A 21,696-nucleotide genomic window follows, 5' to 3' on the forward strand; every position below is an offset into this window, starting at 1 on the left:
GGCCCGGTGTTACAACAAACCATGCGCCTCTCGCAGCAGCGCCTCCGTCGTCTCCCAGTCAATGCACGCATCCGTGATCGACTGCCCGCGCACCAGCTTGTCCAGCGGCTGCGGAAACTTCTGGTTCCCGCCCACCAGATTGCTCTCCAGCATCGCGCCGATGATCGCCTTCTGCCCCGCCGCACGCTGGCGCACGATCTCACGAAACACATCCGGCATCCGCCGGTGATCCTTCGCACAGTTGCCATGGCTCGCATCGATCATGATCGCAGGCTTCAGCTTCGCCGCTTCCAGCCCGTCGATCGTTTCCATCACATTGTCCGCGCCGTAGTTCGGCCCGTCTTCTCCGCCGCGCAGGATGATGTGGCAGTCCGGATTCCCGCTCGTCGTCACCGCAGAGGCCACGCCATCCTCGCTCACCCCCAGGAAAGTCTGCGGCTGCATCGCCGCCTTGATCGCATTGATCGCTGGCGCGATGTGCCCAAACGTCCCGTTCTTGAAACCCAGCGGCATCGACAAACCCGACGCCATCTGCCGGTGCGTTTGCGACTCCGTTGTCCGCGCACCGATCGCGCTCCAGCTGATCAGATCCGCAATGTACTGCGGCGTGATGGGGTCCAGCAGCTCCGTCGCCGTGGGCAGCCCCAGATCCAGCACATCCCGCAGGATCTTCCGCGCCAGCCGCAGCCCCGCAGGAATGTCGCAGCTTCCATCCAGATGCGGATCCATGATCAGCCCCTTCCACCCCACCGTCGTGCGCGGCTTTTCAAAATACACACGCATCACGATGCACAGCCTGTCCTTCAGCTCTTCCGCCAGCGCCGCCAGCTTGCGCGCATACTCCATGCCCGCCTCGGGATCATGGATCGAGCACGGCCCCAGGATGACGAGAAACCGCTCATCTGTGCCGGACAAAATGTCCCGGATCTCCTGCCGCGAACGCTCCACAAAGGCTGTCTGCGCCTCCGTTGGCGCGATCTCGCTCATCATCCCGCGCGGTGCGGGCAGCGGAATGTTCGAGGCGATGTGGAGATTGGCGGTCTGGCTCATGACAAGGTGTTCCTAGCACCATCCGCTCCCTGTCTCATCTGTATTTCACCACGTTAACACATCGCACCTCACCTGCTGGCCGTCTCGCAGCCGGATGTTTCGGTCCTCCGCCGAGATCGTCAGCCCCGCCAGACCTTCACGGTTGATCATCTGCCGTCCTCTGGCAGGCCGCGGCATTTCCATGGCGATGTACTGCCAGCATTGGGAGTTGCTGGTTCCCCATGCAAAAGGTTTCAGCTTCGCCCGGTCCAGCAGCTGGCCAAGCGTGGCACCTTGCGGCAGGTGGTAATGCCCGGGGCGTCGAAACCCTTGCAGCACCGTCACCTGGATCGTTCCAGGAAGCGATGCTCCATAATGGGGCATCGCTTCGGCGCGCAGCGTTTCATAGGATGACGCGCAGCCCGTCAGGCACAGAGCCATGACGATGAAAACGACCGGGCCGGCAATGACTGCGGCGGCTTTCTGGAGACGGACGGCCTGGCTCATGGGAGCTCTCCCATAAGCCCGGAACCACCCTTCTTCAATCTTCCTGCGCCACCGGATTCTTCGGCTTGAGGATGAAGTAAAGCACCACGCTGATCAGTACCACCGCCCCCGCGATCAGCGGTGCCGTGCGCTGCGCCGCATCCGTGCTGGTGATGGCGCTCTGCACCCGCACCACGATCAGCGAGGCGCACACCAGCGCTCCCAGCACCGGCACAAACGCCGGAGGCTCAAAGCCCCCCTTCGGCTCATCAGGTCGGCGCTTCAGAATGATCAGCGAGATGTTCACCACCGTAAACACGATCAGCAGCAGCAGCACCGTGGACTCCGCCAGCTGCTTCACCCCACCGCTCAGGATCAGCACCGACACGATGCCAAACAGCACAAACACCGCCACATGCGGCGAGTGCCGCGTGGGGTGCAGACGGCCCAGCACCGCCGGCAGCAGCCCCTGCCGGCTCATCCCATACAGCAGCCGCGATCCCATCAGGTAGTTCAGCAGCGCCGTGTTACCGATCGCGAAAATGGTGATGAAGGCATACACCGGCTTGATCCCCGTGAACCACGGCGCAGCCCGCCGGGCCACCTCCATCAGCGGCGCGTCACTCTTCGCCAGCTGCTGCCAGGGCACCACGGACACCGCCGTGATCGCCACCGCCAGATAGATCATCGTGGCCAGCACCATCGCGCCGATCAGCCCCAGCGGCACATTGCGCCCCGGGTTTTTCACCTCCTCGCTCACATTCAAAATGTCCTCAAAACCGATGAACGAATAAAACGTCAGCACCGCCCCCTGCATGATCAGCGCCATCGTGATGCCCGAGCCCGTACCGCCCGCCGCCGTGTCCCCCGGAGATTCCAGGTAGTTCACCCCGCCCCAGTAGCGCACACCGATGATGATGATGAAAATCAGCCCGCTGGCCTCGATGATCGTGCACAGGATGTTCAGCCACATGCTCTCCTTCAGGCCGCGGTAGATCACACAGCCCACCAGGCCCACCACCCCGATGGCGCACAGCTTCACCACCATGTCCGCCAGCTGCCAGCCCATCAGCTCCTTGACCTGCCCGATGATCGCCTGCGCCCCGGTGGCCATGCTCGTCAGCCCGCTCATCATCACCGCGATGCCGATGATGTAGCTCAGCAGCGGCTTGCCCAGCCCGCGCTGCGTCACATACGCCGCACCTCCCGCCTTGGCATACCTTCCTCCCACACACGCATACGTCAGGCCCGTCAGCAGCGCGCCCACCATCGCCATGATGAAGGCCAGCCACATCGCATTCCCCAGCCCCGCCGCCGCTTTGCCGATCAGCGCATAGATCCCCGCCCCCAGCATGGACCCCAGACCATAAAACATGATCTGCCAGGGTCCGAGAGTCTGCTGCAGTGACGGCTGGGAAGGGGAAGAGTCGGCCATGCCTACGCTAGTAGCCGAGATCATGCCGCGCTGGAAGACAAAAAGAGGCCGCCCGCATCGCACAGTTCGGCGAGGCGGGCGGCAGGGCTTTTCAGACGCTGTCGGCTCAGAGATTACAGCACGGGGATCTGGCGCGGCTTGGCCACTTCTTTCAGTGGCAGGCGCAGCGTCAGCACGCCGTCTTCGAGCTTGGCCGTCATCTGCTCCTCATCCACCGGCGTGTTAAGGCGCAGGCGCAGGAGGTAGCTCAGCGGGGAGAGCTCGCGGTGCAGCGTCTTCATGCCTTCCGGCACGGTGGCGTTGCGTTCACCCCGGATGGTTAGGATGCTGTCTTCGAGGTCGATCTTCACGCCGCCCTTCGGCACGCCGGGCATCTCGACGCGCACTTCATACGCTTCGGCGTTGCCATTGACGTTGTAGAGGGGCTTGCGCAGAGATTCAGTGACGCCGGAGGTGGCTGGAGCGCAGGAGCTGGGAGAGCAGGTCGTATTCATGGTAGTTTTAAAGATAAAGGGATGGGATTGGAGTTGGGGGAGATGGGGCGGATTAGTTCAGAGTGATCGTGCGCGGCTTGCTGCGTTCCTGCTTCGGCAGCGTCACGGTCAGGATGCCGTCTTCGAGCTTCGCGGAGATGGCTTCGGCGTTCACCCCTTCAGGCACCGACACCGAGCGCGTCAGGCTGTAGGAGCTTTCTTTGTCGCCGTCCTTCTCGCGCTTTTCCACGGCCACGCTCAGCAGGCCGTTGTTCAGCTCGATTTTGACGTCTTCCTTCTTCACGCCCGGCACTTCAAAGCTCGCCAGGTAGTTGTCTTTGTCTTCATGCACATCCACGGCCAGCTTGTCATTGGCCACGCCGGGGAAGACCTCGCCGAGGTGGTTGAAAAACGTGCTCAGAGAAGGCATGCCCGCAAACGGATGGCGGAACCATTCGTCAAAGTCGGAGACGCGGTTGAGGCTGAAGGGATTGGTGCGGATGAGTTTCATGGCTTCGGATGGTTTGGTTTGAGTTTTGGGGTTGGAGTGATGTTCCGCTCCATACTCATGCATCAGTCGTGCCAGCCCCATTTTCACACCATCAAAACATTGATAACCAATGATTTGAAAAACATCACCCCGTTTTTCCCCACGCTCCGCCGAGCCTCATTGTGCCACAAAATTGGCACCTCTTGTCACATCACTGAGACATTTTTGCCAAATCACCGCAGCCTTCAAAAAGCTGCCCCCCTGCTGGGCCTTCACGACGCCCACGACACCTCAATTCCCGCCCAAGAACCATTCGTGAAAATTCGCGGACATTCCCCGTCATTCGTGTTCAAAACACTCAGCTCATGCTCATGACGTCTCCTCGGTGGGCCGGCAGCGTCCTCAAACAGCGCCGCTGCACCACGAAAAGCTCCGCCGCCCCATTCCGATCACCACCCTAGGCCTTGGCCGCAGCCTTCTTCTTCGCCTTCAGGTTCAGCATCTCCACCGCCATCGAAAAGCCCATGGCAAAGTAGATGTACCCCTTCGGAATCTCAAAGTGGAACCCCTCTCCGATCAGCGCCGTCCCGATCAGAATCAGGAAGCTCAGCGCCAGCATCTTCACCGTGGGATGGCGCGCCACAAAATCGCCCACCGCCTTCGCAAAAAACATCATGAACCCCACCGAGATCAGCACCGCTGTCACCATGATGGAAATGTGCTTCACCATCCCCACCGCCGTGATCACCGAGTCCAGGGAGAACACAATGTCCAGCAGCGCCACCTGCACCATCACCGCGCCAAACGCCGCCCCCTTGCCCACGCTGCTCCTCACCTCGCCCTCGGGGTCGCCTTCCAGTTTCTCATGGATCTCGTGCGTGCTTTTGTAGATCAGGAACAGCCCGCCAAAGATCAGCACCAGGTCCTTGCCCGTGATCGTGTGCCCCAGCAGCGAAAACAGCGGCGCCGTCAGAGACATCACCCACGTGATCGAAAGCAGCAGCAGAATGCGCGTCAGCATCGCCAGCCCCAGCCCCATGAACCGCCCCCGCGCGCGCTCCTCCTCAGGCAGCTTGTCCACCAGGATCGAGATGAACACAATGTTGTCGATCCCCAGCACAATCTCCAGCACGCACAGCGTCAGCACCGCAACCCACGCCTCCGGGCTGGCAACCCAGGAAAAATCAAACACATTCAGATTGGCGGTTACAGCAGCGGCGGCAGAGGCGATCATCGTGCGCCGATGCTAGCGGTAAATGCCGCCTAGGCAATCGCCGGAGAAACTTTTGCTCATTTTGCAACGCCAGCTCCGCCTCCCCCCAGCCGTTTGAATCAAAGCATTTTTCGAATCGCAAAACCCGTTCATAAATGCGCCCATGCCTCCTGCCAGTCTCGTCGATCTCGAAGAACAGCTCAGCCGTCCCACCCCCGCCGTCATCGAGATGATGAGCCGCCTGCCCGGTGACATCATCATCCTCGGTGCCGCTGGCAAAATGGGCCCCTCCCTCGCACGCATGGCCAAACGCGCCAGCGACGAAGCCGGCACCCAGCGCCGCGTCATCGCCGTCTCCCGCTTCAGTTCCCCCGGCTCCGCCGAGACGTTCCAGCAGCACGGCATCGAAGTCATCTCCTCAGACCTCCTCTCCGCCAACGCCGTCGCCTACCTCCCGCATGCCCCCAACGTCATCTACATGGCCGGCATGAAATTCGGCTCCACCGGCCAGGAGGCCATGACCTGGGCCATGAACGCCTGGCTCCCCGGCCTCGTCTGCGAGCGCTACCACCGCAGCCGCATCGCCGCCTTCTCCACCGGCAATGTCTATGGCCTCGTACCCCTCGGGAGCGGTGGCAGCCGTGAAGAAGACGCCCTCAATCCCAAAGGCGAATACGCCATGAGCTGCCTCGGCCGCGAGCGCATCTTCGAATACTTCAGCCAGACACGCGGCACCCCCGTCTCCCTCATCCGCCTCAACTACGCCTGCGACCTCCGCTACGGCGTCATGGTCGACATCGCCCGCCAGGTCTGGAACGGCCAGCCCGTGGACGTCACCATGGGTTATTTCAACACCATCTGGCAGGGCGATGCCAACGCCCTCTCCCTCCTCAGCCTCGCCAAGGCCCAGAGCCCCGCCTGGACCGTCAACCTCACCGGCACCACCACCCTCAGCGTGCGCGAAGTCGCCACCCGCTTCGGCAAACTCTTCGGCAAGCCCGTCCAGATCACCGGCAAGGAAGCCCCCGACGCCCTCCTCAGCAACCCCTACCGCAGCTTCGTCGACCTCGGCGTCCCCTTCATCCGCGACGAAGAACTCACCGAATGGGTCGCCCACTGGATCTCCCACGGCGGCGAATCCCTCGGCAAACCCACCCACTTCGAATCCCGCGACGGGAAGTTTTGAAGGCGGGAACAAGGACGAACAACACTCGACAGGGATCTTTCCCATCCAATACTTGAGCGCATGAGTGCTGCGCGGAAAATCTGGTTCTTCATCGCCATGCTCTACGCCATCACTTGGATTGGTGGCTTCCGTCTCCATTCTATTGCTTTGAAAAAGCAGGCGCAGTCACTTTATGACGAATGCCGTAAAGCTGAGGCTGAAGCTGCTGTTGATCGAGCACATCTGGGACTAGCCCCCTATCAATCGGATCTTCTGCCTGGTGGCCCGGTCGCGACAACTAACTAGTGTATCCCAATATTGCCGGGAGTCTTGATCGCAGACTCTGAATACATCATCGCTTCACTTTGGGGTGGAGGCGGAATCCGGATTTTAATATTTTATGGGTCAGGTTTATGGGACAGCGAACCCATTGGAGGATGGGTCATGTGACTGCTGAAAGCAGTTTTGCCTAACGTCAAAACCCTACTCCGCCGCCCCCGGCCTCAGCCAGTACAGCACGCTCATCCTCACCGCGATGCCATTCTCCACCTGCTGGTTGATCAGGCACTTCTCGTAGCTCATCCCCGCGTCCGTGATCTCCACGCCCCGGTTCACCGGCCCCGGGTGCATCAGGTGCAGCCCGCGCTCTCGCAGCACCTTCACCCGCTCATCCGTCAGCCCGTAGTTGCGGTGATACTCCGCCGAGCTCGGGATCAGCGGCTCATCCAGTCGCTCTCCCTGCACTCGCAGCAGATAGATGACGTCCGGCTTCCACTCAAAGGCGTCCGTCCAGTTCCCAAACTGCGGGATCTCCTGCGGCACCTCGCGCGGCATCATCGAGCCCGGCGCCAGATACGCCACCTGCATGCCCAGCCTGCGGAAAATCAGGCTCGTGCTGCGCGCCACGCGCGAGTGCTGGATGTCTCCCACGATCAGCGCACGGCAGCCGCGCAGGTCCTTGTGGATCTCCCGCAGCGTAAAGGCATCCAGCAGCGCCTGCGTCGGGTGCGCATGCCAGCCGTCACCCGCATTGATCACACTCGCCCGCGTGTTTTTCGCGATCAGGTTCGGCGTCCCCGCCTGCTTGTGCCTCACCACGATGTAGTCCACCCGCATCGCCTCCAGCGTCTCCACCGTGTCCAGCACAGACTCCCCCTTCACCACGCTGCTCGACTCGATGTCAAAGTGCGTCACGTCCGCAGACAGGCGGCTCGCCGCCACCTCAAAGCTCGACCGCGTCCGCGTGGAGGGCTCGTAAAACAGCGTCAGCATCGTCCGCCCCTTCAGCGTCGGCACCTTCTTCACGCTGCGCTTGAACAGGTCCTTGAACGGCCCGGCGTTGTCCAGCACGAAGGAGATTTCCTCATCCGTGAGCGAGGCGATGTCGAGGAGGTCTTTGCGCGGGGTCATCTTGCTGGAGCTTGGGTTTGCACGGTGCAGGCGTCCTGGCCGTCCACTTCTTCAAATCGCACGGCCACCCGTTCTTCAGGCGCCAGGGTCACCTTCAGGGCGGAAAAATCCGGCTGCACGGGAAACTCACGCCCGCAGCGGTCCACCAGCACCGCCAGCTGCACGCGTTTCGGGCGGCCAAAGTTCAGCAGCTCATCCAGCGCCGCACGCACGCTGCGCCCGGTGTAGATCACCTCGTCGCACAGCACCACGTTCAGGTCGTCGATGTCAAAGGCGATGTCAGACCCCTCCAGCTTCGGCACCATCTGAAAGGTGTTCAGGTCATCCCGGTACTGCGTGATGTCGATCGTGCCCAGAAACACCTTCACGCCCCCGAGCTTTTCGATCTCCGCCGCGATCCGCTTCGCCAGCGGCACCCCGCGGGTAAACACCCCCACCAGCGCCAGGCTCTCCGCCCCGGCATTCGCCGTCAGGATGCTTTGCGCCAGAGCCTGCACCCCTGCGGCCATCTGCATTGGGTTGAGGAGCGTGCGTTCATTGCCTGGCATGGTGAAAAAAGAGGGTCGCCGACACTCCGGCGATTCGTGAGGTTGTCAAATCAGGCGATCACCGCAGCACCACAGAAGTTTCACACTCGGGCCGCCTCCAGGGTTGCAAAGCAGGCCCGTATTTGGTTTGATGTCTCCATGCACCGACTTCCCCGCACCGTTTTGATGCTGGCCCTTTCCGGACTCCTGGCCAGCTGCGATGTTCTTCGCGAAAACAAGCTGCTCATCACCACGCACGTGCAGACCGCACAGCTCGAGCACCCCAGCGAGATCATGCGCCTCCCCATCGGCGGCCAGGAGATGACCTTCAAAAAATCCCCCGAGTTCAGCCAGCGCAGCATCTCCGCCTTTGAGCCCTTCGAGGCGGAAAACAACGAAGGCTACGGCGTCGTCCTCCAGCTCGACACCAAAGGCCGCAACGCCCTCGACCTCGCCTCCCGCGAGTATCACGGCATGGTCTTCCTCACCCTCATCCACGGCATGCCCATCGACATGGTCGAAATCGACAAGCCCATCACCGACGGCCGCTTCATCATCTGGCGCGGGCTCTCCAAACAGACCATCGATGAAATGGACAAGTTTTACCCGCGCATCAAATACATGAAATCCTCCTCCCGCTGGATGGATGACATGATGCCGTCCACCTCCAAGGAAAAGCTCAATTCACGCAGGGAAGCCAAAGCCCTGGAGGCCGCCGAAAAAGCCGCCGCGCGCGACAGGGAACGTGGAATCGTCCCAAAGGTGCCCAAGACCAATGACATCCCGCTTGAAGGCTACAAACTGCCCGGCACCAGATGATCCGCCTCGCCCTGTCATTGTCGCTGCTCTCCGTGCTCACCGGAGCCCTGCCCGCACAGCAGCTCCGGCTGCCCACCGCCAACCACGCCCTGTTTGAAGCCCCCCCGGACTTCTTCCAGTTTGTGGACCGCGACTTCGACGGCGCCAAGACCACCCCCTGGGAGGGCGGTCAGTTCGGCTTCGTGCGTGACCCCCGCCACATCGGCAGCCGCATCGCCTACGCACGCTTCCACGAAGGCCTCGACATCAAACCCCTCCAGCGGGATGCCAGAGGCAATCCCCAGGACGAAGTCGGCGCCATCGCCGACGGTGTCGTGGTCTATGCAGCCGCCGCGGCAGGCCTCAGCAACTACGGCCGCTACGTCGTCGTGCGGCACGACTGGGGCGGCAGCCCTTATTTCTCCCTCTACGCCCATCTCGCAGCCGCCCATGTCAGCGTCGGCCAGAAGGTCAGGGCAGGCACCACCCTCGGCATCCTCGGTTACACCGGCAGCGGCATCGACCAGCGCCGCGCCCACCTCCATGTGGAGCTCAATCTCTTCCTCTCCAGCCGCTTCGAAGCCTGGCACAATGCCAGTTTCCCCACCCCCAATCATCACGGCCTCTACAACGGCCTCAATCTCATCGGGCTCGATCTCCAGACTCTCTACCTCGCGCAGCAGAAAAATCCCGGCCTCACCGCCGCCAGCGCTGTGCGCGCCACCGAAAGCAGCTACCGCGTGGCCGTCCCGGGAGACGCCGAGATGGAGATCCTCAAAAACTACCCCTGGCTCCTGGACGGCCCTCGCCAGTCCAAGCCCGCCAGCTGGGAGGTCACTTTCAGCCGCTGGGGCCTGCCTCTCGCCGTCAAAGCCTCCTCCACCGCCGTCGCCGCCCCTGCCGTCACCTGGGTCAAAGACTCCGGCCTCCCTCACTACCTGTACACCCGCGGCTGCGTCACCGGCAGCGGCAGCACCGGCAAACTCACCGCCGAGGGTCTGCGCTTCGTGAAGCTCGTCTGCGGCTGGTTCTGACCGTAGCACAACCGTCCCGCTCGCCGCAGCATCGGCCCGTAGAGCAACCGTCCCGCCTGCCCTACTCCGGTTTGTAAAACCGCCCCATATACTCAAGGATTTTCTCCCGTAGCTCATCCCCGTCCACTGGCCCATTGTGGCGGTAGATCACCTCGCCACCCGGTGCCACCACCAGCGTGTGCGGGATCGGCCCCGGCCACTCAGCATCCAGCGCTTTGATCAGCCCATCCTGGCTCGCCTCGCTAAACACATACGCATTCCCCTTGCGCCCCTCCGCCTTGAGCGAGGGCTTCAGCTTCTCCGGCACCACCGCGTTGTGCTTCTCCAGAAACGCCTTCACCTCCCCCATGTCCTTGGGGTCGTCCATGCTGATGCTGATAAACTCAAACTCACGCAGCCCAAACTTCCGCGAAGTCGCCACCAGCTGCGGAAACTCCTCCACACACGGCCCGCACCACGTCGCCCACACGTTGAACATCCGCACCTTCTTCGTGTCGTTCTTGCGCAGCGCCTCCACCCCCTTCGCGTCGATCAGCTCCACCTCCACCTCGCCCTTCTCCCACTTCTCATTGTCCGCCGCCAGCAGCTTCCGTTTGTCGATCCATTTCGTCGAGCATCCATGCGGCTTCGTCACCTCCACCGGCACCGGCTTCCCCGCCACCAGCGCCTCGATCGCATTGCGCGCATCCGGCGCCGTCACCGTCGCCTCATCCGCATAGCGCGAATCATCCAGCCGCCCCTGGTACCGCAGCTTCCTATCCTGGTCGAAAAGGAACACATGCGGCGTCGCCAGGCACCCATACGCCAGCGCCGTCTTCTGCGTGTCCCCGTCGTAGAGGTAGGGAAACGTAAAGCCCTGCTCCTTCGCGTGCAGCTTCATCTCCGGGAAGCTGTCGTTGTACTTCGAGTACCCCAGCTCATCCGGCCGCAGCGCCGCCGGGTCATTCGGATTGATCGCCACCACCTTCAGCCCCTTGCCCTTGTAGTCCTTCTGCAGCTTCTTGATACGCCCCTCCACCGCCTGCGAAGTCGGGCAGTGATTGCTCAGAAACGCCACCATCAGCAGCTCCGCGTCCGCGTACTCCTTCAGCGTGTGCTTCTCCTCATCGATGCCCACCAGGTCAAAATCAGGCGCCGCATCACCAATCTTCAGCTCATGAAACCCCTCCGGCATCGCCGGCTTCTTCACCTTCGGTGTTTCCGCAGGGCTCAGGGCCGGAAGCAAGGCTGCCAGCAGGGTGATTGCGATCTTGTTCATGGTCTCGATCATTCGTTTTTGACAGCCTGGCATTTCCAACACACTTCAAACGCGGCGGGATTCGATTCTTTGCACTCCTGGCAGAGCCATTCGCTGGCATTGCCCGCAGCACCAAAATGCTCCCGCAGCAGTGCCACCGCCTCCTCGGCACGCTCTTCATCCACCACACACAGCCGCGGGTCGTTCAGCGGCGTGTGTGAGAACCCAAAGATGCTCGGCCCCAGCGTACGCGTGTTTTCGTTTTGGATGAAACTGGCGATGCCCGCCGATTCGAGAATGTTTTTCGCGAAGCCCACACGTGTCGAGTCTGGATCCACAAAGACTGCTGTCATGCTTCAGACTCAAGCATTCCTGCACCAACTTGACCAGCCTCAACCCTCAGTTTTTCCAAACCCAGTCCCCGAGGTAGTCTGCCCTGCCGATGCGCTTGGCATCTTTGCCCTCCGGGCGCTTGCCACCGTCATCCTTGCAATCCCGTGCGATGGACCAAAGGGTGAAGGACCCGCCCTCGACACGGTAACGCATCGGCTCTGCGTCGATGGGATCCTGCGGAACGGCGGAAAGAAATTCAGGGACCAGTTCCGCCAATGTGGACGGCAGCTTCGAATGAGAGAGTCGATAACGCTCTAGCGCGATGGCAGCGATCGACTGGCGCCTCAAAGTTTCGGCATAAATCGCTTGTCCGATGATCATCTGGTACGCGGGAAAGCCAAGCACAGTCAGCACATGATGCGGCGAAGTCATGCCCCGATGCTCCTCCAACAAGATCTCCATTTCTTCAGAGCTGCGCAAAAGGCTTCGCCCATCACCATCCTTCACCGGCTTGCGCAGGTAGTCAGATCCTATCCGCAGCACATTGGCGGCATTGTGATCGAACCAGCCCGCTGGAATCATCCGGATCACCGCCGACGCGTACCAAGGTGGCTCAGTCTGATCGGACATGATCTGGATTTGCGAGCAGACACTGACGCAGTCATCACGGTTCCGCTTGTACCATTCAATGCTCTCCAACTGCCAGACCAGTTCGCTGTGAATGGCCTGCCGCAACGAACGCTTGAAGTCCAACCGCTCCAGATCAGCCTGAAGTCGGGACAATTGCAAAGCCGAGTTCGTGTGGCTGTGGAGCAGGAGCCAGATGGAATTCGAATCAAAAGTGGCCGTGGTGATGGCACAGAGCAGTCCGATCAGCAGCGGCTCTTTGCCCAAAGCCTGGGTAAAGCGCTGCGACGCCTGCATGGAGCGCACCGCACTTTCCGCGTCACCCGCTGCCACGGCAAACTGCGCCCGCAAGGCAAGGCCCTTCGCGGCTTGAAGCGCACCGCTCATATAGGGGCCAGGACGTTTATAAGGCGCACCAACATGCTCATGTCCGACTGCAGGGTCAAAGCACGCCTCGGGTCGCTCCACCGCAGCATCACTCAATTCCTTGAGCAGCGGATGCATCCTGTCGATCGCTGCCAGGACTTGAGCTGCATCAGCATTCGGCGGTGTATCGATGAAGGAGATTTCAGAAAGGTAGGCTGCCGCGCTCTGCGCATCAAAGGGCTCACCCAGTACGCAACCGCCATTCAAATTGGGCCAGGGTGTCTTGGGGTTCTTCCCAGAAGCCGCAAGCCCCCAGTCGATAGACCGAAGTTTTTGAAGCAGCGCTGAATTATCATCGCTCTGCTGGGTTGAAATGCCAGCAAGCTGCTCAATGGCCAAAAAGTTCGAACCCGTCGGACCCGGCTTCGGCCGGAGCTGCTCAGAGTCGAGCGTTCCCCCTTCCTCGATAAAAGCTTCCTTTGCCTTCGCAAGGGCTCGGGCTCCCGTCCAATTTTCCAGCACAACACCCAGCAGGCACAGGAGCCCAAGCCCCATCACCAGCGTGGCGAAAAAGCGGAGAGACAAAAAGCGCTTCATCATCTGGAAAATCACACCTCAAACTCATCCGCCGGATCAAAAGGCGGCATCGGCACATTGATGATTTTGAGCTTCCCCACCGCCCGGTGCACACACCCCGGCCGGATCATCACCGTCGTCATCGGCTTCAGCGGCACGATCTGCCCGTCCACCTCCAGATGGCCCTCACCTTCCAGCACAATGTAGATCTCCGTCATCTTCTTGTGGTAGTGCGCCTTCGAATCCGCGTGGATGTCCGTCAGGTGCACCGTCGCCAGCGTGTTCCAGTCCTCCTTGAACGCCCTCCTCGCCTGCCCGCAAGGACACGGCGTCGGCGGAATTTCATCCAGCTGGGCAACGGCGAAACGAGGTTCAGACATAAAGAAAAGGGTTCACATTTTTACAACGCCGCCAGCGCCGCCGCAGCCACCTCCGCCGTCTGCTCCAGGTCATCACGGCTGTGCGCCATGCTGATGAATCCCGTCTCAAACTGGCTCGGCGCAAAGTAAACGCCGTTGTCCAGGCAGTGGTGGAAGAACTTCCGGAACGCCGCCAGGTCTGACGTCTTCGCATCCTGCAGGTTGTGCACTTCCTTCTCCGTGAAGAACAGGCAGAACATGCTCCCTCGGCGGTACCACCGGTAGTTCAGCCCCTTCTTCTTCAGCACTTCCAGCACCGCGTCCTCCATGATCTGCCCCAGGTTTTCCAGCAGCGCGTAGCCGTTCTTCTTCTCCAGCTCACGCAGCTGCGCCAGACCTGCCGCCAGCGCCACCGGGCTGCCGCTCAGCGTCCCGGCCTGATACACCGGCCCGACTGGCGCCAGCTTGTCCATGATGTCTGCACGGCCACCAAAAGCACCCACCGGCAGCCCGCCGCCGATCACCTTGCCCAGGCACGTCAGGTCCGGCGTGATCTTCTCCAGCTCCTGCACCCCGCCTCGGGCCAGACGGAAGCCCGTCATCACCTCGTCAAAAATTAAGAGCGCCCCATGCTTCGCCGTGATGTCCCGCAGCTTCTGCAGGAATCCGGGCTTCGGCAGAATCAGCCCCGCATTCGCCGGGTAGGGCTCCACGATCACACACGCGATCTCGTGCCCCTGCTTCTCAAAAAGCTCCTCCAGCGCCGCCTCATCATTAAACGGCAGCACGCTGGTCAGTTCGGCAAATGCCTTCGGCACCCCCGCGCTGTCCGGGTTCCCATGCGTCAGCGCCCCGCTGCCCGCCGCCACCAGCAGGCTGTCCGAATGCCCGTGATAGCACCCGTCAAATTTCACCAGCCTCTCACGCCCCGTAAACCCACGTGCCAGACGGATCGCCGACATCGTCGCCTCCGTGCCGCTGCTCACCATGCGCACCTTCTGGATGCTCGGCACCCATTCACAGATCGTCCGCGCCATCTCCACCTCATAAAGGTTCGGGATGCCAAAGCTCACGCCTTCTTTGGCCGCATTGTGGATCGCCTCGATCACCGGGATCGGCGCATGCCCCAGAATCGCCGGGCCCCACGTCCCCACGTAGTCGATCATGCAGCGGTCATCCACATCGTAGATCCGGCAGCCTTTGGCGCGTTTCACAAAGAACGGGTCACCGCCCACATTGCGGAAGGCGCGCACAGGAGAGTTCACTCCGCCGGGGATGTATTGCTTGGCGAGGTCGAAGAGCTTGGTGGAAAGAGGTCCGTTTGGCATGGTTGGGGTGGGAAAGGGATACGGGAGCGCGGACACTCCTGTCCGCCCATCCGGTCCGTTTGGGGTGGTAAGGAATACGCGGGAGATTTTAGGCGTCGAACAAAAGGTTGCCCGGAACCGTCAGACTCGGCTACTCTCAGCCCAAATCCCAGCCTCCCTGCCTATGAAAGCGCTCTGTTTGGTTCTCCTCACCCTTTGCACCACCCAGGCCGCCCGCGCGCAGTCCGTCACCTCCTCCCCACGCAACCGGTCTTCGCTCACCACCGTCGAGCCCGGCACCTTCGCCGTCGAGGGCATGACGCCCAGACCCATCCCTCTCAAAGTCCAGATCGAGGCCCCCGTCTATCCCACCAGCAAGCTCCAGGGCGCCCTCGGCTCCTTCGCCCCCGGCACGATCGTCACCCTCCTGGCCATGTCAGACACCGCCTACCGTGTCCGCGGTCGCGCCCGCCATGGCGACGTCGCAGGCTGGGTGCGCATGAACGAAGTCATCTCCGCCGTGCCGAACCTGAACGAGAACCTCAAAAAACTCTATGAGCGCACCAAGCTGGTGGAAGAGCTCATCCTGCGCAGGCAAGTCGCTCTCGGCATGACCAGCCAGGAAGTCCAGGCCTCCCTCGGCAGGCCCACCCGCAAGTCCAGCAAGATCACCGCCGCAGGCAAGGAGGAGCGCGTCGAATATGCCATCTACGAGCAGGTCCCGCAGACCACCACCGGTGTCAATGCCTTCGGCCAGATCGTTCAAACCGTCGTCTACATCCGCGTCGAAGTCGGCACCCTCAGCCTGAGTTTCAAAGACAACGTGGTCTCCGAAATCGAAGAAACCAAAGGCAATCCCCTCGGCGGCGGCGGTGCCCGCACCATTCCCCCACCCGTCGGCGGCTTCTAAGCCACCCATCTCCTGTCGGGCCCCGCATCGCCTCCACCACGCGGTCAAACTTCGGCAATCAACAATCGATTGCTCGTCAATCGTCCATCACGCACGCCCAGAGCGCTCCAAACCTAGGCGGATTGACCACTGCCCTTCGCTGCCTCCGCCAGCTTCCGGTGCCCGCTCTTCCACCCCACAGCGCCACCATTCGTCATTCGGACTTGCTCATCCGTCATTTCTTCCGAGCACCTCCCTCACCCTCTCCGCCGTCCACCCCGCCTCACGCAGGCTGCGCAATGACCGCGCATCATCCCGCTTCGCCAGCCGCTTCCCGTTCTCATCCGTGATCAGCCCATGGTGCCACCACTCCGGCACCGGCAGCCCCAGCAGCGCCTGCAGCAGCCGGTGCAGATGCGTCGCCTCCAGCAGGTCCTCCCCCCGCGTCACCAGCGTGATCCCCTGCAGCGCATCATCCACCACCACCGCCAGGTGATAGCTCGCCGGCGTGTCCTTGCGCGCCAGCACCACATCGCCAAACACCCCGGGCCGCGCCGTGAAAACCCCACGCCCACGGTCCCTCCATTCCAAGTCCCCTCCCACAAGCCCCGCCGCCTTCGCCACATCCAGCCGCAGCGCATACGGCTCCCCTGCCGCCATCCGCTGCGCCCGCTCTTCTGCACTCCGATTCCTGCACGTCCCAGGGTACAGCGGCCCATCCGGCCCCTGCGGCGCATTCCCCGCCCGCGCGATCTCCTCCTGAATCTCCCGCCTCGTGCAAAAGCACGGATACAGCACCCCCAGCCCCTCCAGCCTCTTCAGCGCCGCACGATAGTCATCGAAGTGCTCCGACTGCCGCCGCACCGGCCTCTCCCACTCCAGCCCCAGCCACGCCAGATCCTCAAAGATCGCCTCCTCATACTCCGGCCGCGCCCGCGTCCCGTCAATGTCCTCCAGCCGGATGAGAAACCTCCCACCCGCCGCCTTCTCCTGCGCAAACAACGCCGCATACGCATGCCCTAGATGCAGCCATCCGGTCGGGCTTGGGGCAAATCGTGTGACTTCAGGCATGCTCACACCTTCTTCGGCTTCACCAGAATGTCCCCGTTGTCACAGACACCACGGATCTCGTTGCGGTACACATGCATCTCCGGCCGGATCATCCCATGCGTGTAGCCGCACTTCACCTTGGTGACAGCCAGCCCCGGAGACTCCTCCCAGCCCCCACCCATCACATTCAGGCCGGTTCCTTGCAGGTAGAGCTTATGGTCAAAAGTCTCCTTCGCATGGATCTTACCGTCGTGAATGTGCATCGTCGGGAAAAACACCGTCCCCGCCAGCGCCGTCGGAAATGAAAACGCCATCGGATGCACCTGCGCCTTGCCCGGCTTCAGCTTGAACACCGCAAACCCAAAGTCCTCATATCCCGGCAGTTTGTCCCAGGTTCCCTCAGGCAGGCGGAAACGCTCATCCAGCCGGCTGAAATCCGCCGCACTCGGCACAAAGCTCGCATCGTACGCACCCACCGAGACAACCGCGAGAGACCTGCTCGTCGCAGCCGCGGGCGCAGCCCCAAAGGGATCCGCCCCGTAACTGCGCATGGGAAACATCTCCCACAGATCATCAAACACCCGCTCATACTTCGAGAAATCAAAAAACTTCACCGCATCCTCTCCCGTCCCTTTCTTGATCGGAATCGGCAGCACCATCGCCAGATCCCGCGGCACATTCACCGACATCTGATAGATCAGCACCTGGTTCCCATGCTCGCCCAGGCGCGCAAAAATGCGCGTGTTTTTGACCTCCTCGACTTTTCCCGTGAAGCAGCACATGATGTGCATGCTATCGAACCGACTTATCCACTGTCCAGCATGAATCTCGCCGACCTCGTCTCCCACCTCGACACCGAACTACGCATCGCCGAGATCGCGGACTACTCCAACGCCCTCAACGGCCTCCAGCTCGAAAACCGCACCGGCCAGATCACCAAGATCGTCGCCGCCGTGGACGCCACCCTCCCCGTCATCAAAAAAGCCGTCGCCGCAGGTGCCGATCTCCTCATCGTCCACCACGGCATGTTCTGGACCGGCCTCCAGACCTGGACCGGCCCCGTCTTCCAAAAAATCCAGACCGCCCTCGATGCCGGCCTCGCCATTTACAGCTCCCACCTCCCGCTCGACTTCCATCCCACCCTAGGCAATGACGCCGTCCTCGCCCGCGCCCTCGGCTTTGAACCCTGCGGCAACTTTATGAAGACCAAGGGCTCCGAAAACGGCGCCAAAATCGAAACCGAAATCAGCCGCGACGAGCTCGTCACCCGCCTCGCCACCGCCACCGGCGCCCGCGTCCATCTCTGCCCCGGCGGCCCCGCCACCTGTCGCAAGATCGGCATCATGACCGGCGGCGCAGGCTCCGAAGTCGCCACCGTCGCCAAGGCTGGCATCGACACCTTCATCACCGGCGAAGGCCCCCACTGGAGCTACACCCTCGCCGAAGAGATCGGCGTCAATCTCATCTACGGCGGCCACTACGCCACCGAGACCTTCGGCGTCAAAGCCCTCTCCGCATACATCGAATCAAAATTCGGCATCCCATGGGAATTCGTGGATCATCCCACCGGCCTCTAAAGTAGCGCTGAACAAATCGCCCACTGCATCGAATAGAACTCCGCGAAATTCGGACTCTGAAGGTATTCTCTGCGCCACGCACAGCTGAAAACGGGGCTTATGGATGTAAGCAAGCATCCCATGCGGCCAGCCAGCGCTCTGGCGGAGAGGGATCGTCCCGATCCCTCACGCTCACGCATCGCCCTGCATTCTCGAGTCTCCAAAAAGCCGAGCCTCCCTCATCATCCAGCGCTCTCGCACATACGCGAACACGCTGCAGGTGGGGGGATCAAGATGATCCCCCTCCGCCAGCTCGTGCCTCCAGCTTCAGACCCGTTTTTAACAGATTGTGGTATAATCTCTTGCGGTGTTAAATCAGTGTTTCTCGATTCCATGCCCTACCTCGGCACATCCTTCTTCCAGCGCGACGTCCTCACCGTCGCCCGCGACCTCATCGGCGTCGAGCTCGTCTGGCACGGCTGTGCCGGCGTCATCGTCGAGACCGAGGCCTACACCGTCGAGGGAGATCCCGCCTGCCACACCGCCACCCGCCCCAGCGCCCGCGAGTTTGTGAAAGCCATGCCCCCCGGCGCCGCCTACGTTTACTTCAACTACGGCATGTACTGGCTCTTCAACCTCCACGTCAAAGGCGGCTCCCAGGACGGCCTCATCCTCATCCGTGCTCTGGAACCCACCCGCGGCATCCCGCAGATGCAGCAGCGCCGCCAGCGTGAAAAGCCCCGCGACCTCTGCTCCGGCCCCGGCAAGCTCGCCCAGGCTCTCGGCATCGACGGTACCCACCACGGCCTTCCCATGGCAGGTCGTGGCCGCCCCGCAGGCTGCGGCCTCATCCAGCACGCCGCCACCCCTCACGAAGTCGTCACCGACATCCGCGTCGGCATCAGCCAGGCCGTGGACTACCCCTGGCGCTTCCTCTCAGCCCACAGCCCCCACCTCAGCGTGAAGCACGGCAAGGTGAAGCTGCCCAAGGTTTAGAAGAACCCGCCGCCGAGAAACAGACGCAGCGCAGCACACAGCGCCACAGCCACATTGATCGTCAGGCCAATCTTCCGCTGGCAGAACGAGCCAAAGATGATGCCCAGCACACAACCCGCCAGTACGGCCCATTGAAGCCAGCCCAGTCCTGGAAAGAGCCCGGGGACAAGCAGAACCGCGCACACCAGGCCAACGAGTACAGAGAGAATTTGCATAACGCCCTTACTGATCCTCACCCGGCCCGGAACTCAACTGCAATTCTCCAGGGGCATTGTAAAGCCGCGCCTTGCATTCAGCCGCAGAGGCTGTACTCTCCACGCCTCGAAATGATCCGGAGAGGTGGCTGAGTGGTTGAAGGCACCTGACTCGAAATCAGACGTTGTCGTAAGGCAACCGAGGGTTCGAATCCCTCCCTCTCCGCCATTTTTTGCCGTCTAAGCGGCAAAAAATGCCCTCCGTAGCTCGCAGAGCGAAGGACGGGCCGCCCCCTTCCTCCAAGTTTAAAAGGACTTGCCTTCATCTGTCCCTATTGCCCAGGTTGAAAACCATGTTCTACGTGTATCTCCTCCGCAGCGAATCCTCCCCTGCACAGGTTTACATAGGCTATACCGAAGACCTCCGCCAGCGCCTCAAAGAACACAATTCCGGCAAATCCCCCCACACCAGCCAATACAAGCCCTGGATTCTCGAAACCTATCTGGCCTTCTCTGATCGAAACCAAGCCCAAGACTTCGAACGCTACCTCAAGACCGGTTCAGGAATCGCATTTGCCAATAAACGGCTGCGTTCTTCCGCTCCGTAAAACGAGAAGCCTCACGCTCCCTCACCGCTTCGCCACAAACGGCTCCGGCGTGTCCGCAAAAAACTCGCCCACATCCCCGTCCGGCATCCCGTGATTGCGGATGCCTTCCAGGCGGCGGCGGCTGCCGCGCTCGCTGCCAGGGCGGTTCGCCGTACGCTGCACCAAATCCGTGATGACCGGCGCCGCAATCGCGGCGCTGGCGGCCAGCAAGGTCAGCGCGATCACATTGGACGACCCACGGCGCATACCCCGGCCAAACAGGATGCCCAGCGCGCAGCCAGCGGCCGCAGGGGCGATCAGTGACGCATACGTTTCATATCCAGGAGCTGTGGGAGTTTCTTGCATGCTTAAACATAACCTCACTGAGAGAATCACCAAAGAGGAATTTGCCCGTATCCTGCTTTCCGGCTAATGGAAGCCCGACCTCAAACCCACAGCCCATGTCCCAAGCCGAATCCAAAAAACGTTATGCCCTCATTCTGGCCGGCGGCAGCGGCCAGCGCTTCTGGCCCATCAGCCGTGATGCCCAGCCCAAACAGCTCCTCAAGCTCTTTGGCGAAAAGACCCTGCTCGAGCTCACCATCGACCGCCTGGACGGATTCGTGCCCAAGGAAAACATCCTCATTCTCACCAACAAGCAGCAGGAGGCCTCCGTCCGTGCCTTGATCAAGGACCTCCCGGTGGAAAACATCGTCGCCGAGCCTGAAAAACGCGACACCGCACCCGCCATTGCTCTCGCCGTCGGCTGGGTTGTCTCCCGTGACCCCACCGCCACCATGATCGTGCTCCCCGCGGACCACCTCATTCAAAATCAGGCCGAATTCCAGCGCGTGCTCTCCAATGCCGCCCTCGCCGCCGAAAACAGCGGCAGCCTCGTCACCGTGGGCATCACCCCCACCTGGCCCTGCCCCAGCTACGGCTATGTCGAGCGCGGCCGCCGCGCCAGCATCGGCGGGCTCAATGACCTCCCCGTCTGGGAAGTCGCCCGCTTCCGTGAAAAGCCCAACCCCGATCTCGCCGAGCACTTCATCAGCCAGGGCAATTTCCTCTGGAACGCCGGCATGTTCATCTGGACCATCCCCGCCATCTTCAGCGAGCTCAGCCGCCACTGCCCCGTCCTCGCAGACTTCGTCTCCGAGCTCCGCGGCTCCAAGGACTTCAACGCCACCGTCGAAAAGCAGTTCGGCAAGCTGCCCAAGCTCTCCATCGACTACGCTCTCATGGAGCACGCCTCCCGCGTCCTCAACATCGAGTCCACCTTCGACTGGGACGACGTCGGCAACTGGACCAGCGTCGGCCGCTATCTCAAGACCGACGAGCATGGCAACCAGCACAACTGCGCCCTCTCCCAGCTCGACACCCTCAACAACATCGTCTTCACCCAGACCGGCCAGCACGTGGCCCTCATCGGTGTGCAGGATCTCATCGTCGTCGCCTCCAAGGACGGCCTCCTCGTCGCCACCCGCAGCAAGGCCGAAAACATCAAAAAGATCGTGGACGGCCTGCCCCAGCAGTTGCGCTGATCTGCCGTCCAGGGT

26 protein-coding genes and 1 tRNA gene are annotated in these 21,696 nt (G+C 61.7%); 10 read left to right on the forward strand and 17 right to left on the reverse strand.

What is annotated here, in order from left to right; all coding sequences use genetic code 11:
- Nucleotides 1-9 precede the first annotated feature (9 nt).
- From ACFQDI_RS15460 to ACFQDI_RS15485, 6 genes are all read right to left on the reverse strand, one after another.
- Nucleotides 10-1,050 carry a 3-deoxy-7-phosphoheptulonate synthase gene (locus tag ACFQDI_RS15460; protein ID WP_377168333.1) on the reverse strand — a complete coding sequence of 347 codons (1,041 nt, stop codon included), beginning with the start codon at nt 1,048-1,050 and terminating at the stop codon, nt 10-12.
- A gap of 45 nt (nt 1,051-1,095) precedes the next feature.
- The gene (locus ACFQDI_RS15465) at nt 1,096-1,536 is read right to left on the reverse strand and encodes a hypothetical protein (RefSeq protein WP_377168335.1); all 441 of its coding nucleotides are present in this window, start codon (nt 1,534-1,536) and stop codon (nt 1,096-1,098) included.
- 34 nt (nt 1,537-1,570) lie between these two features.
- On the reverse strand, nt 1,571-2,950 hold the full coding sequence (locus ACFQDI_RS15470) for an APC family permease (protein WP_377168337.1): 1,380 nt from the start codon (nt 2,948-2,950) through the stop codon (nt 1,571-1,573).
- Between the two features lie 113 nt (nt 2,951-3,063).
- Entirely contained in the window at nt 3,064-3,444 is a 381-nt protein-coding gene (locus ACFQDI_RS15475; protein WP_184339709.1) for an Hsp20/alpha crystallin family protein, read from the reverse strand.
- Between the two features lie 52 nt (nt 3,445-3,496).
- Nucleotides 3,497-3,934, reverse strand: a complete 438-nt coding sequence (locus ACFQDI_RS15480) for an Hsp20/alpha crystallin family protein (protein WP_377168339.1) — start codon at nt 3,932-3,934, stop codon at nt 3,497-3,499.
- Nucleotides 3,935-4,370: 436 nt separating this feature from the next.
- Entirely contained in the window at nt 4,371-5,147 is a 777-nt protein-coding gene (locus ACFQDI_RS15485; RefSeq protein WP_377168341.1) for a TerC family protein, read from the reverse strand.
- Nucleotides 5,148-5,289: 142 nt separating this feature from the next.
- On the opposite strand from ACFQDI_RS15485, the gene ACFQDI_RS15490 reads away from it, so the two are divergent.
- Both ACFQDI_RS15490 and ACFQDI_RS15495 read left to right on the forward strand, forming a co-directional pair.
- A complete protein-coding gene (locus tag ACFQDI_RS15490; protein WP_377168343.1) occupies nt 5,290-6,312 on the forward strand; it encodes an NAD-dependent epimerase/dehydratase family protein in 1,023 nt (340 codons plus the stop codon).
- Nucleotides 6,313-6,408: 96 nt separating this feature from the next.
- The gene (locus tag ACFQDI_RS15495) at nt 6,409-6,597 is read left to right on the forward strand and encodes a hypothetical protein (protein WP_377168344.1); all 189 of its coding nucleotides are present in this window, start codon (nt 6,409-6,411) and stop codon (nt 6,595-6,597) included.
- A gap of 177 nt (nt 6,598-6,774) precedes the next feature.
- Here ACFQDI_RS15495 and ACFQDI_RS15500 read toward each other — a convergent pair whose 3' ends face one another.
- The gene (locus tag ACFQDI_RS15500; RefSeq protein WP_377168346.1) at nt 6,775-7,701 is read right to left on the reverse strand and encodes an aspartate carbamoyltransferase catalytic subunit; all 927 of its coding nucleotides are present in this window, start codon (nt 7,699-7,701) and stop codon (nt 6,775-6,777) included.
- Complete coding sequence (pyrR, locus tag ACFQDI_RS15505) at nt 7,698-8,249, reverse strand: bifunctional pyr operon transcriptional regulator/uracil phosphoribosyltransferase PyrR (RefSeq protein ID WP_377168348.1); 552 nt, start codon at nt 8,247-8,249, stop codon at nt 7,698-7,700. The genes ACFQDI_RS15500 and pyrR overlap by 4 nt, the downstream gene beginning before the upstream one ends.
- Nucleotides 8,250-8,387: 138 nt before the next feature.
- Between pyrR and ACFQDI_RS15510 the strand changes: the two genes are divergently transcribed.
- Both ACFQDI_RS15510 and ACFQDI_RS15515 read left to right on the forward strand, forming a co-directional pair.
- Entirely contained in the window at nt 8,388-9,047 is a 660-nt protein-coding gene (locus ACFQDI_RS15510; protein WP_377168350.1) for a hypothetical protein, read from the forward strand.
- A complete protein-coding gene (locus ACFQDI_RS15515) occupies nt 9,044-10,060 on the forward strand; it encodes a murein hydrolase activator EnvC family protein (protein ID WP_377168352.1) in 1,017 nt (338 codons plus the stop codon). Before ACFQDI_RS15510 ends, ACFQDI_RS15515 begins: the two co-directional genes overlap by 4 nt.
- 61 nt (nt 10,061-10,121) lie before the next feature.
- Here the strand turns inward: ACFQDI_RS15515 and ACFQDI_RS15520 are convergent, their stop codons facing one another.
- From ACFQDI_RS15520 to hemL, 5 genes are read right to left on the reverse strand one after another with little or no spacing between them, the layout of a single operon-like run.
- Nucleotides 10,122-11,318: a redoxin family protein gene (locus tag ACFQDI_RS15520; protein WP_377168354.1), complete on the reverse strand. Its 1,197-nt coding sequence runs from the start codon at nt 11,316-11,318 to the stop codon at nt 10,122-10,124.
- 8 nt (nt 11,319-11,326) lie between these two features.
- Complete coding sequence (locus ACFQDI_RS15525; protein ID WP_377168356.1) at nt 11,327-11,650, reverse strand: putative signal transducing protein; 324 nt, start codon at nt 11,648-11,650, stop codon at nt 11,327-11,329.
- Between the two features lie 46 nt (nt 11,651-11,696).
- Entirely contained in the window at nt 11,697-13,223 is a 1,527-nt protein-coding gene (locus ACFQDI_RS15530; RefSeq protein ID WP_377168358.1) for a hypothetical protein, read from the reverse strand.
- A gap of 8 nt (nt 13,224-13,231) precedes the next feature.
- Nucleotides 13,232-13,579, reverse strand: coding sequence for a cupin domain-containing protein (locus tag ACFQDI_RS15535; protein ID WP_377168360.1), 348 nt, complete (start codon nt 13,577-13,579; stop codon nt 13,232-13,234).
- 20 nt (nt 13,580-13,599) lie between these two features.
- The gene (hemL, locus tag ACFQDI_RS15540; protein WP_377168362.1) at nt 13,600-14,886 is read right to left on the reverse strand and encodes a glutamate-1-semialdehyde 2,1-aminomutase; all 1,287 of its coding nucleotides are present in this window, start codon (nt 14,884-14,886) and stop codon (nt 13,600-13,602) included.
- Between the two features lie 163 nt (nt 14,887-15,049).
- On the opposite strand from hemL, the gene ACFQDI_RS15545 reads away from it, so the two are divergent.
- Nucleotides 15,050-15,775 (forward strand): hypothetical protein, encoded by a 726-nt coding sequence (locus ACFQDI_RS15545; protein ID WP_377168364.1) that lies wholly within the window; start codon nt 15,050-15,052, stop codon nt 15,773-15,775.
- A gap of 207 nt (nt 15,776-15,982) precedes the next feature.
- Here the strand turns inward: ACFQDI_RS15545 and gluQRS are convergent, their stop codons facing one another.
- Both gluQRS and ACFQDI_RS15555 read right to left on the reverse strand, forming a co-directional pair.
- Nucleotides 15,983-16,825 (reverse strand): tRNA glutamyl-Q(34) synthetase GluQRS, encoded by an 843-nt coding sequence (gene gluQRS / locus ACFQDI_RS15550; protein ID WP_377168366.1) that lies wholly within the window; start codon nt 16,823-16,825, stop codon nt 15,983-15,985.
- Between the two features lie 2 nt (nt 16,826-16,827).
- On the reverse strand, nt 16,828-17,595 hold the full coding sequence (locus ACFQDI_RS15555) for a hypothetical protein (RefSeq protein WP_377168368.1): 768 nt from the start codon (nt 17,593-17,595) through the stop codon (nt 16,828-16,830).
- A 30-nt stretch (nt 17,596-17,625) separates the two neighbouring features.
- Here ACFQDI_RS15555 and ACFQDI_RS15560 point away from each other — a divergent pair, with 30 nt between their 5' ends.
- Both ACFQDI_RS15560 and ACFQDI_RS15565 read left to right on the forward strand, forming a co-directional pair.
- Nucleotides 17,626-18,381, forward strand: a complete 756-nt coding sequence (locus ACFQDI_RS15560) for a Nif3-like dinuclear metal center hexameric protein (RefSeq protein ID WP_377168370.1) — start codon at nt 17,626-17,628, stop codon at nt 18,379-18,381.
- A 372-nt stretch (nt 18,382-18,753) separates the two neighbouring features.
- Nucleotides 18,754-19,356 (forward strand): DNA-3-methyladenine glycosylase, encoded by a 603-nt coding sequence (locus ACFQDI_RS15565; RefSeq protein WP_377168372.1) that lies wholly within the window; start codon nt 18,754-18,756, stop codon nt 19,354-19,356.
- On the opposite strand, the gene ACFQDI_RS15570 is transcribed toward ACFQDI_RS15565, so the two are convergent.
- On the reverse strand, nt 19,353-19,571 hold the full coding sequence (locus ACFQDI_RS15570) for a hypothetical protein (RefSeq protein ID WP_377168374.1): 219 nt from the start codon (nt 19,569-19,571) through the stop codon (nt 19,353-19,355). The genes ACFQDI_RS15565 and ACFQDI_RS15570 overlap by 4 nt on opposite strands.
- 118 nt (nt 19,572-19,689) lie before the next feature.
- Here ACFQDI_RS15570 and ACFQDI_RS15575 point away from each other — a divergent pair.
- Nucleotides 19,690-19,779: transfer RNA gene (locus tag ACFQDI_RS15575), tRNA-Ser, on the forward strand.
- 124 nt (nt 19,780-19,903) lie between these two features.
- Nucleotides 19,904-20,158, forward strand: coding sequence for a GIY-YIG nuclease family protein (locus ACFQDI_RS15580; protein WP_377168376.1), 255 nt, complete (start codon nt 19,904-19,906; stop codon nt 20,156-20,158).
- Between the two features lie 21 nt (nt 20,159-20,179).
- On the opposite strand, the gene ACFQDI_RS15585 is transcribed toward ACFQDI_RS15580, so the two are convergent.
- Nucleotides 20,180-20,503 carry a hypothetical protein gene (locus ACFQDI_RS15585; protein ID WP_377168378.1) on the reverse strand — a complete coding sequence of 108 codons (324 nt, stop codon included), beginning with the start codon at nt 20,501-20,503 and terminating at the stop codon, nt 20,180-20,182.
- Nucleotides 20,504-20,598: 95 nt separating this feature from the next.
- Between ACFQDI_RS15585 and ACFQDI_RS15590 the strand changes: the two genes are divergently transcribed.
- Nucleotides 20,599-21,681 (forward strand): mannose-1-phosphate guanylyltransferase, encoded by a 1,083-nt coding sequence (locus ACFQDI_RS15590; protein ID WP_377168380.1) that lies wholly within the window; start codon nt 20,599-20,601, stop codon nt 21,679-21,681.
- Nucleotides 21,682-21,696: the final 15 nt, after the last annotated feature.

The organism is Prosthecobacter fluviatilis (genome assembly GCF_042655725.1).
GTDB classification, from domain to species: Bacteria; Verrucomicrobiota; Verrucomicrobiia; order Verrucomicrobiales; family Verrucomicrobiaceae; genus Prosthecobacter; species Prosthecobacter fluviatilis.

Excerpts from the sequence above, each read along its gene's own strand:
- ACFQDI_RS15590 (WP_377168380.1), top strand. The coding sequence starts at position 20,599 with ATGTCCCAAGCCGAATCCAAAAAACGTTATGCCCTCATTCTGGCCGGC.
- ACFQDI_RS15520 (WP_377168354.1), bottom strand. The coding sequence starts at position 11,318 with ATGAACAAGATCGCAATCACCCTGCTGGCAGCCTTGCTTCCGGCCCTG.
- ACFQDI_RS15500 (WP_377168346.1), bottom strand. The coding sequence starts at position 7,701 with ATGACCCCGCGCAAAGACCTCCTCGACATCGCCTCGCTCACGGATGAG.
- ACFQDI_RS15510 (WP_377168350.1), top strand. The coding sequence starts at position 8,388 with ATGCACCGACTTCCCCGCACCGTTTTGATGCTGGCCCTTTCCGGACTC.
- ACFQDI_RS15515 (WP_377168352.1), top strand. The coding sequence starts at position 9,044 with ATGATCCGCCTCGCCCTGTCATTGTCGCTGCTCTCCGTGCTCACCGGA.
- ACFQDI_RS15465 (WP_377168335.1), bottom strand. The coding sequence starts at position 1,536 with ATGAGCCAGGCCGTCCGTCTCCAGAAAGCCGCCGCAGTCATTGCCGGC.
- ACFQDI_RS15480 (WP_377168339.1), bottom strand. The coding sequence starts at position 3,934 with ATGAAACTCATCCGCACCAATCCCTTCAGCCTCAACCGCGTCTCCGAC.
- ACFQDI_RS15545 (WP_377168364.1), top strand. The coding sequence starts at position 15,050 with ATGAAAGCGCTCTGTTTGGTTCTCCTCACCCTTTGCACCACCCAGGCC.
- ACFQDI_RS15570 (WP_377168374.1), bottom strand. The coding sequence starts at position 19,571 with ATGCAAATTCTCTCTGTACTCGTTGGCCTGGTGTGCGCGGTTCTGCTT.
- hemL (WP_377168362.1), bottom strand. The coding sequence starts at position 14,886 with ATGCCAAACGGACCTCTTTCCACCAAGCTCTTCGACCTCGCCAAGCAA.
- ACFQDI_RS15555 (WP_377168368.1), bottom strand. The coding sequence starts at position 17,595 with ATGCACATCATGTGCTGCTTCACGGGAAAAGTCGAGGAGGTCAAAAAC.
- ACFQDI_RS15560 (WP_377168370.1), top strand. The coding sequence starts at position 17,626 with ATGAATCTCGCCGACCTCGTCTCCCACCTCGACACCGAACTACGCATC.
- ACFQDI_RS15580 (WP_377168376.1), top strand. The coding sequence starts at position 19,904 with ATGTTCTACGTGTATCTCCTCCGCAGCGAATCCTCCCCTGCACAGGTT.
- ACFQDI_RS15535 (WP_377168360.1), bottom strand. The coding sequence starts at position 13,579 with ATGTCTGAACCTCGTTTCGCCGTTGCCCAGCTGGATGAAATTCCGCCG.
- ACFQDI_RS15565 (WP_377168372.1), top strand. The coding sequence starts at position 18,754 with ATGCCCTACCTCGGCACATCCTTCTTCCAGCGCGACGTCCTCACCGTC.
- gluQRS (WP_377168366.1), bottom strand. The coding sequence starts at position 16,825 with ATGCCTGAAGTCACACGATTTGCCCCAAGCCCGACCGGATGGCTGCAT.
- ACFQDI_RS15530 (WP_377168358.1), bottom strand. The coding sequence starts at position 13,223 with ATGATGAAGCGCTTTTTGTCTCTCCGCTTTTTCGCCACGCTGGTGATG.
- ACFQDI_RS15475 (WP_184339709.1), bottom strand. The coding sequence starts at position 3,444 with ATGAATACGACCTGCTCTCCCAGCTCCTGCGCTCCAGCCACCTCCGGC.
- ACFQDI_RS15585 (WP_377168378.1), bottom strand. The coding sequence starts at position 20,503 with ATGCAAGAAACTCCCACAGCTCCTGGATATGAAACGTATGCGTCACTG.
- ACFQDI_RS15495 (WP_377168344.1), top strand. The coding sequence starts at position 6,409 with ATGCTCTACGCCATCACTTGGATTGGTGGCTTCCGTCTCCATTCTATT.
- ACFQDI_RS15525 (WP_377168356.1), bottom strand. The coding sequence starts at position 11,650 with ATGACAGCAGTCTTTGTGGATCCAGACTCGACACGTGTGGGCTTCGCG.
- ACFQDI_RS15460 (WP_377168333.1), bottom strand. The coding sequence starts at position 1,050 with ATGAGCCAGACCGCCAATCTCCACATCGCCTCGAACATTCCGCTGCCC.
- pyrR (WP_377168348.1), bottom strand. The coding sequence starts at position 8,249 with ATGCCAGGCAATGAACGCACGCTCCTCAACCCAATGCAGATGGCCGCA.
- ACFQDI_RS15490 (WP_377168343.1), top strand. The coding sequence starts at position 5,290 with ATGCCTCCTGCCAGTCTCGTCGATCTCGAAGAACAGCTCAGCCGTCCC.
- ACFQDI_RS15485 (WP_377168341.1), bottom strand. The coding sequence starts at position 5,147 with ATGATCGCCTCTGCCGCCGCTGCTGTAACCGCCAATCTGAATGTGTTT.
- ACFQDI_RS15470 (WP_377168337.1), bottom strand. The coding sequence starts at position 2,950 with ATGGCCGACTCTTCCCCTTCCCAGCCGTCACTGCAGCAGACTCTCGGA.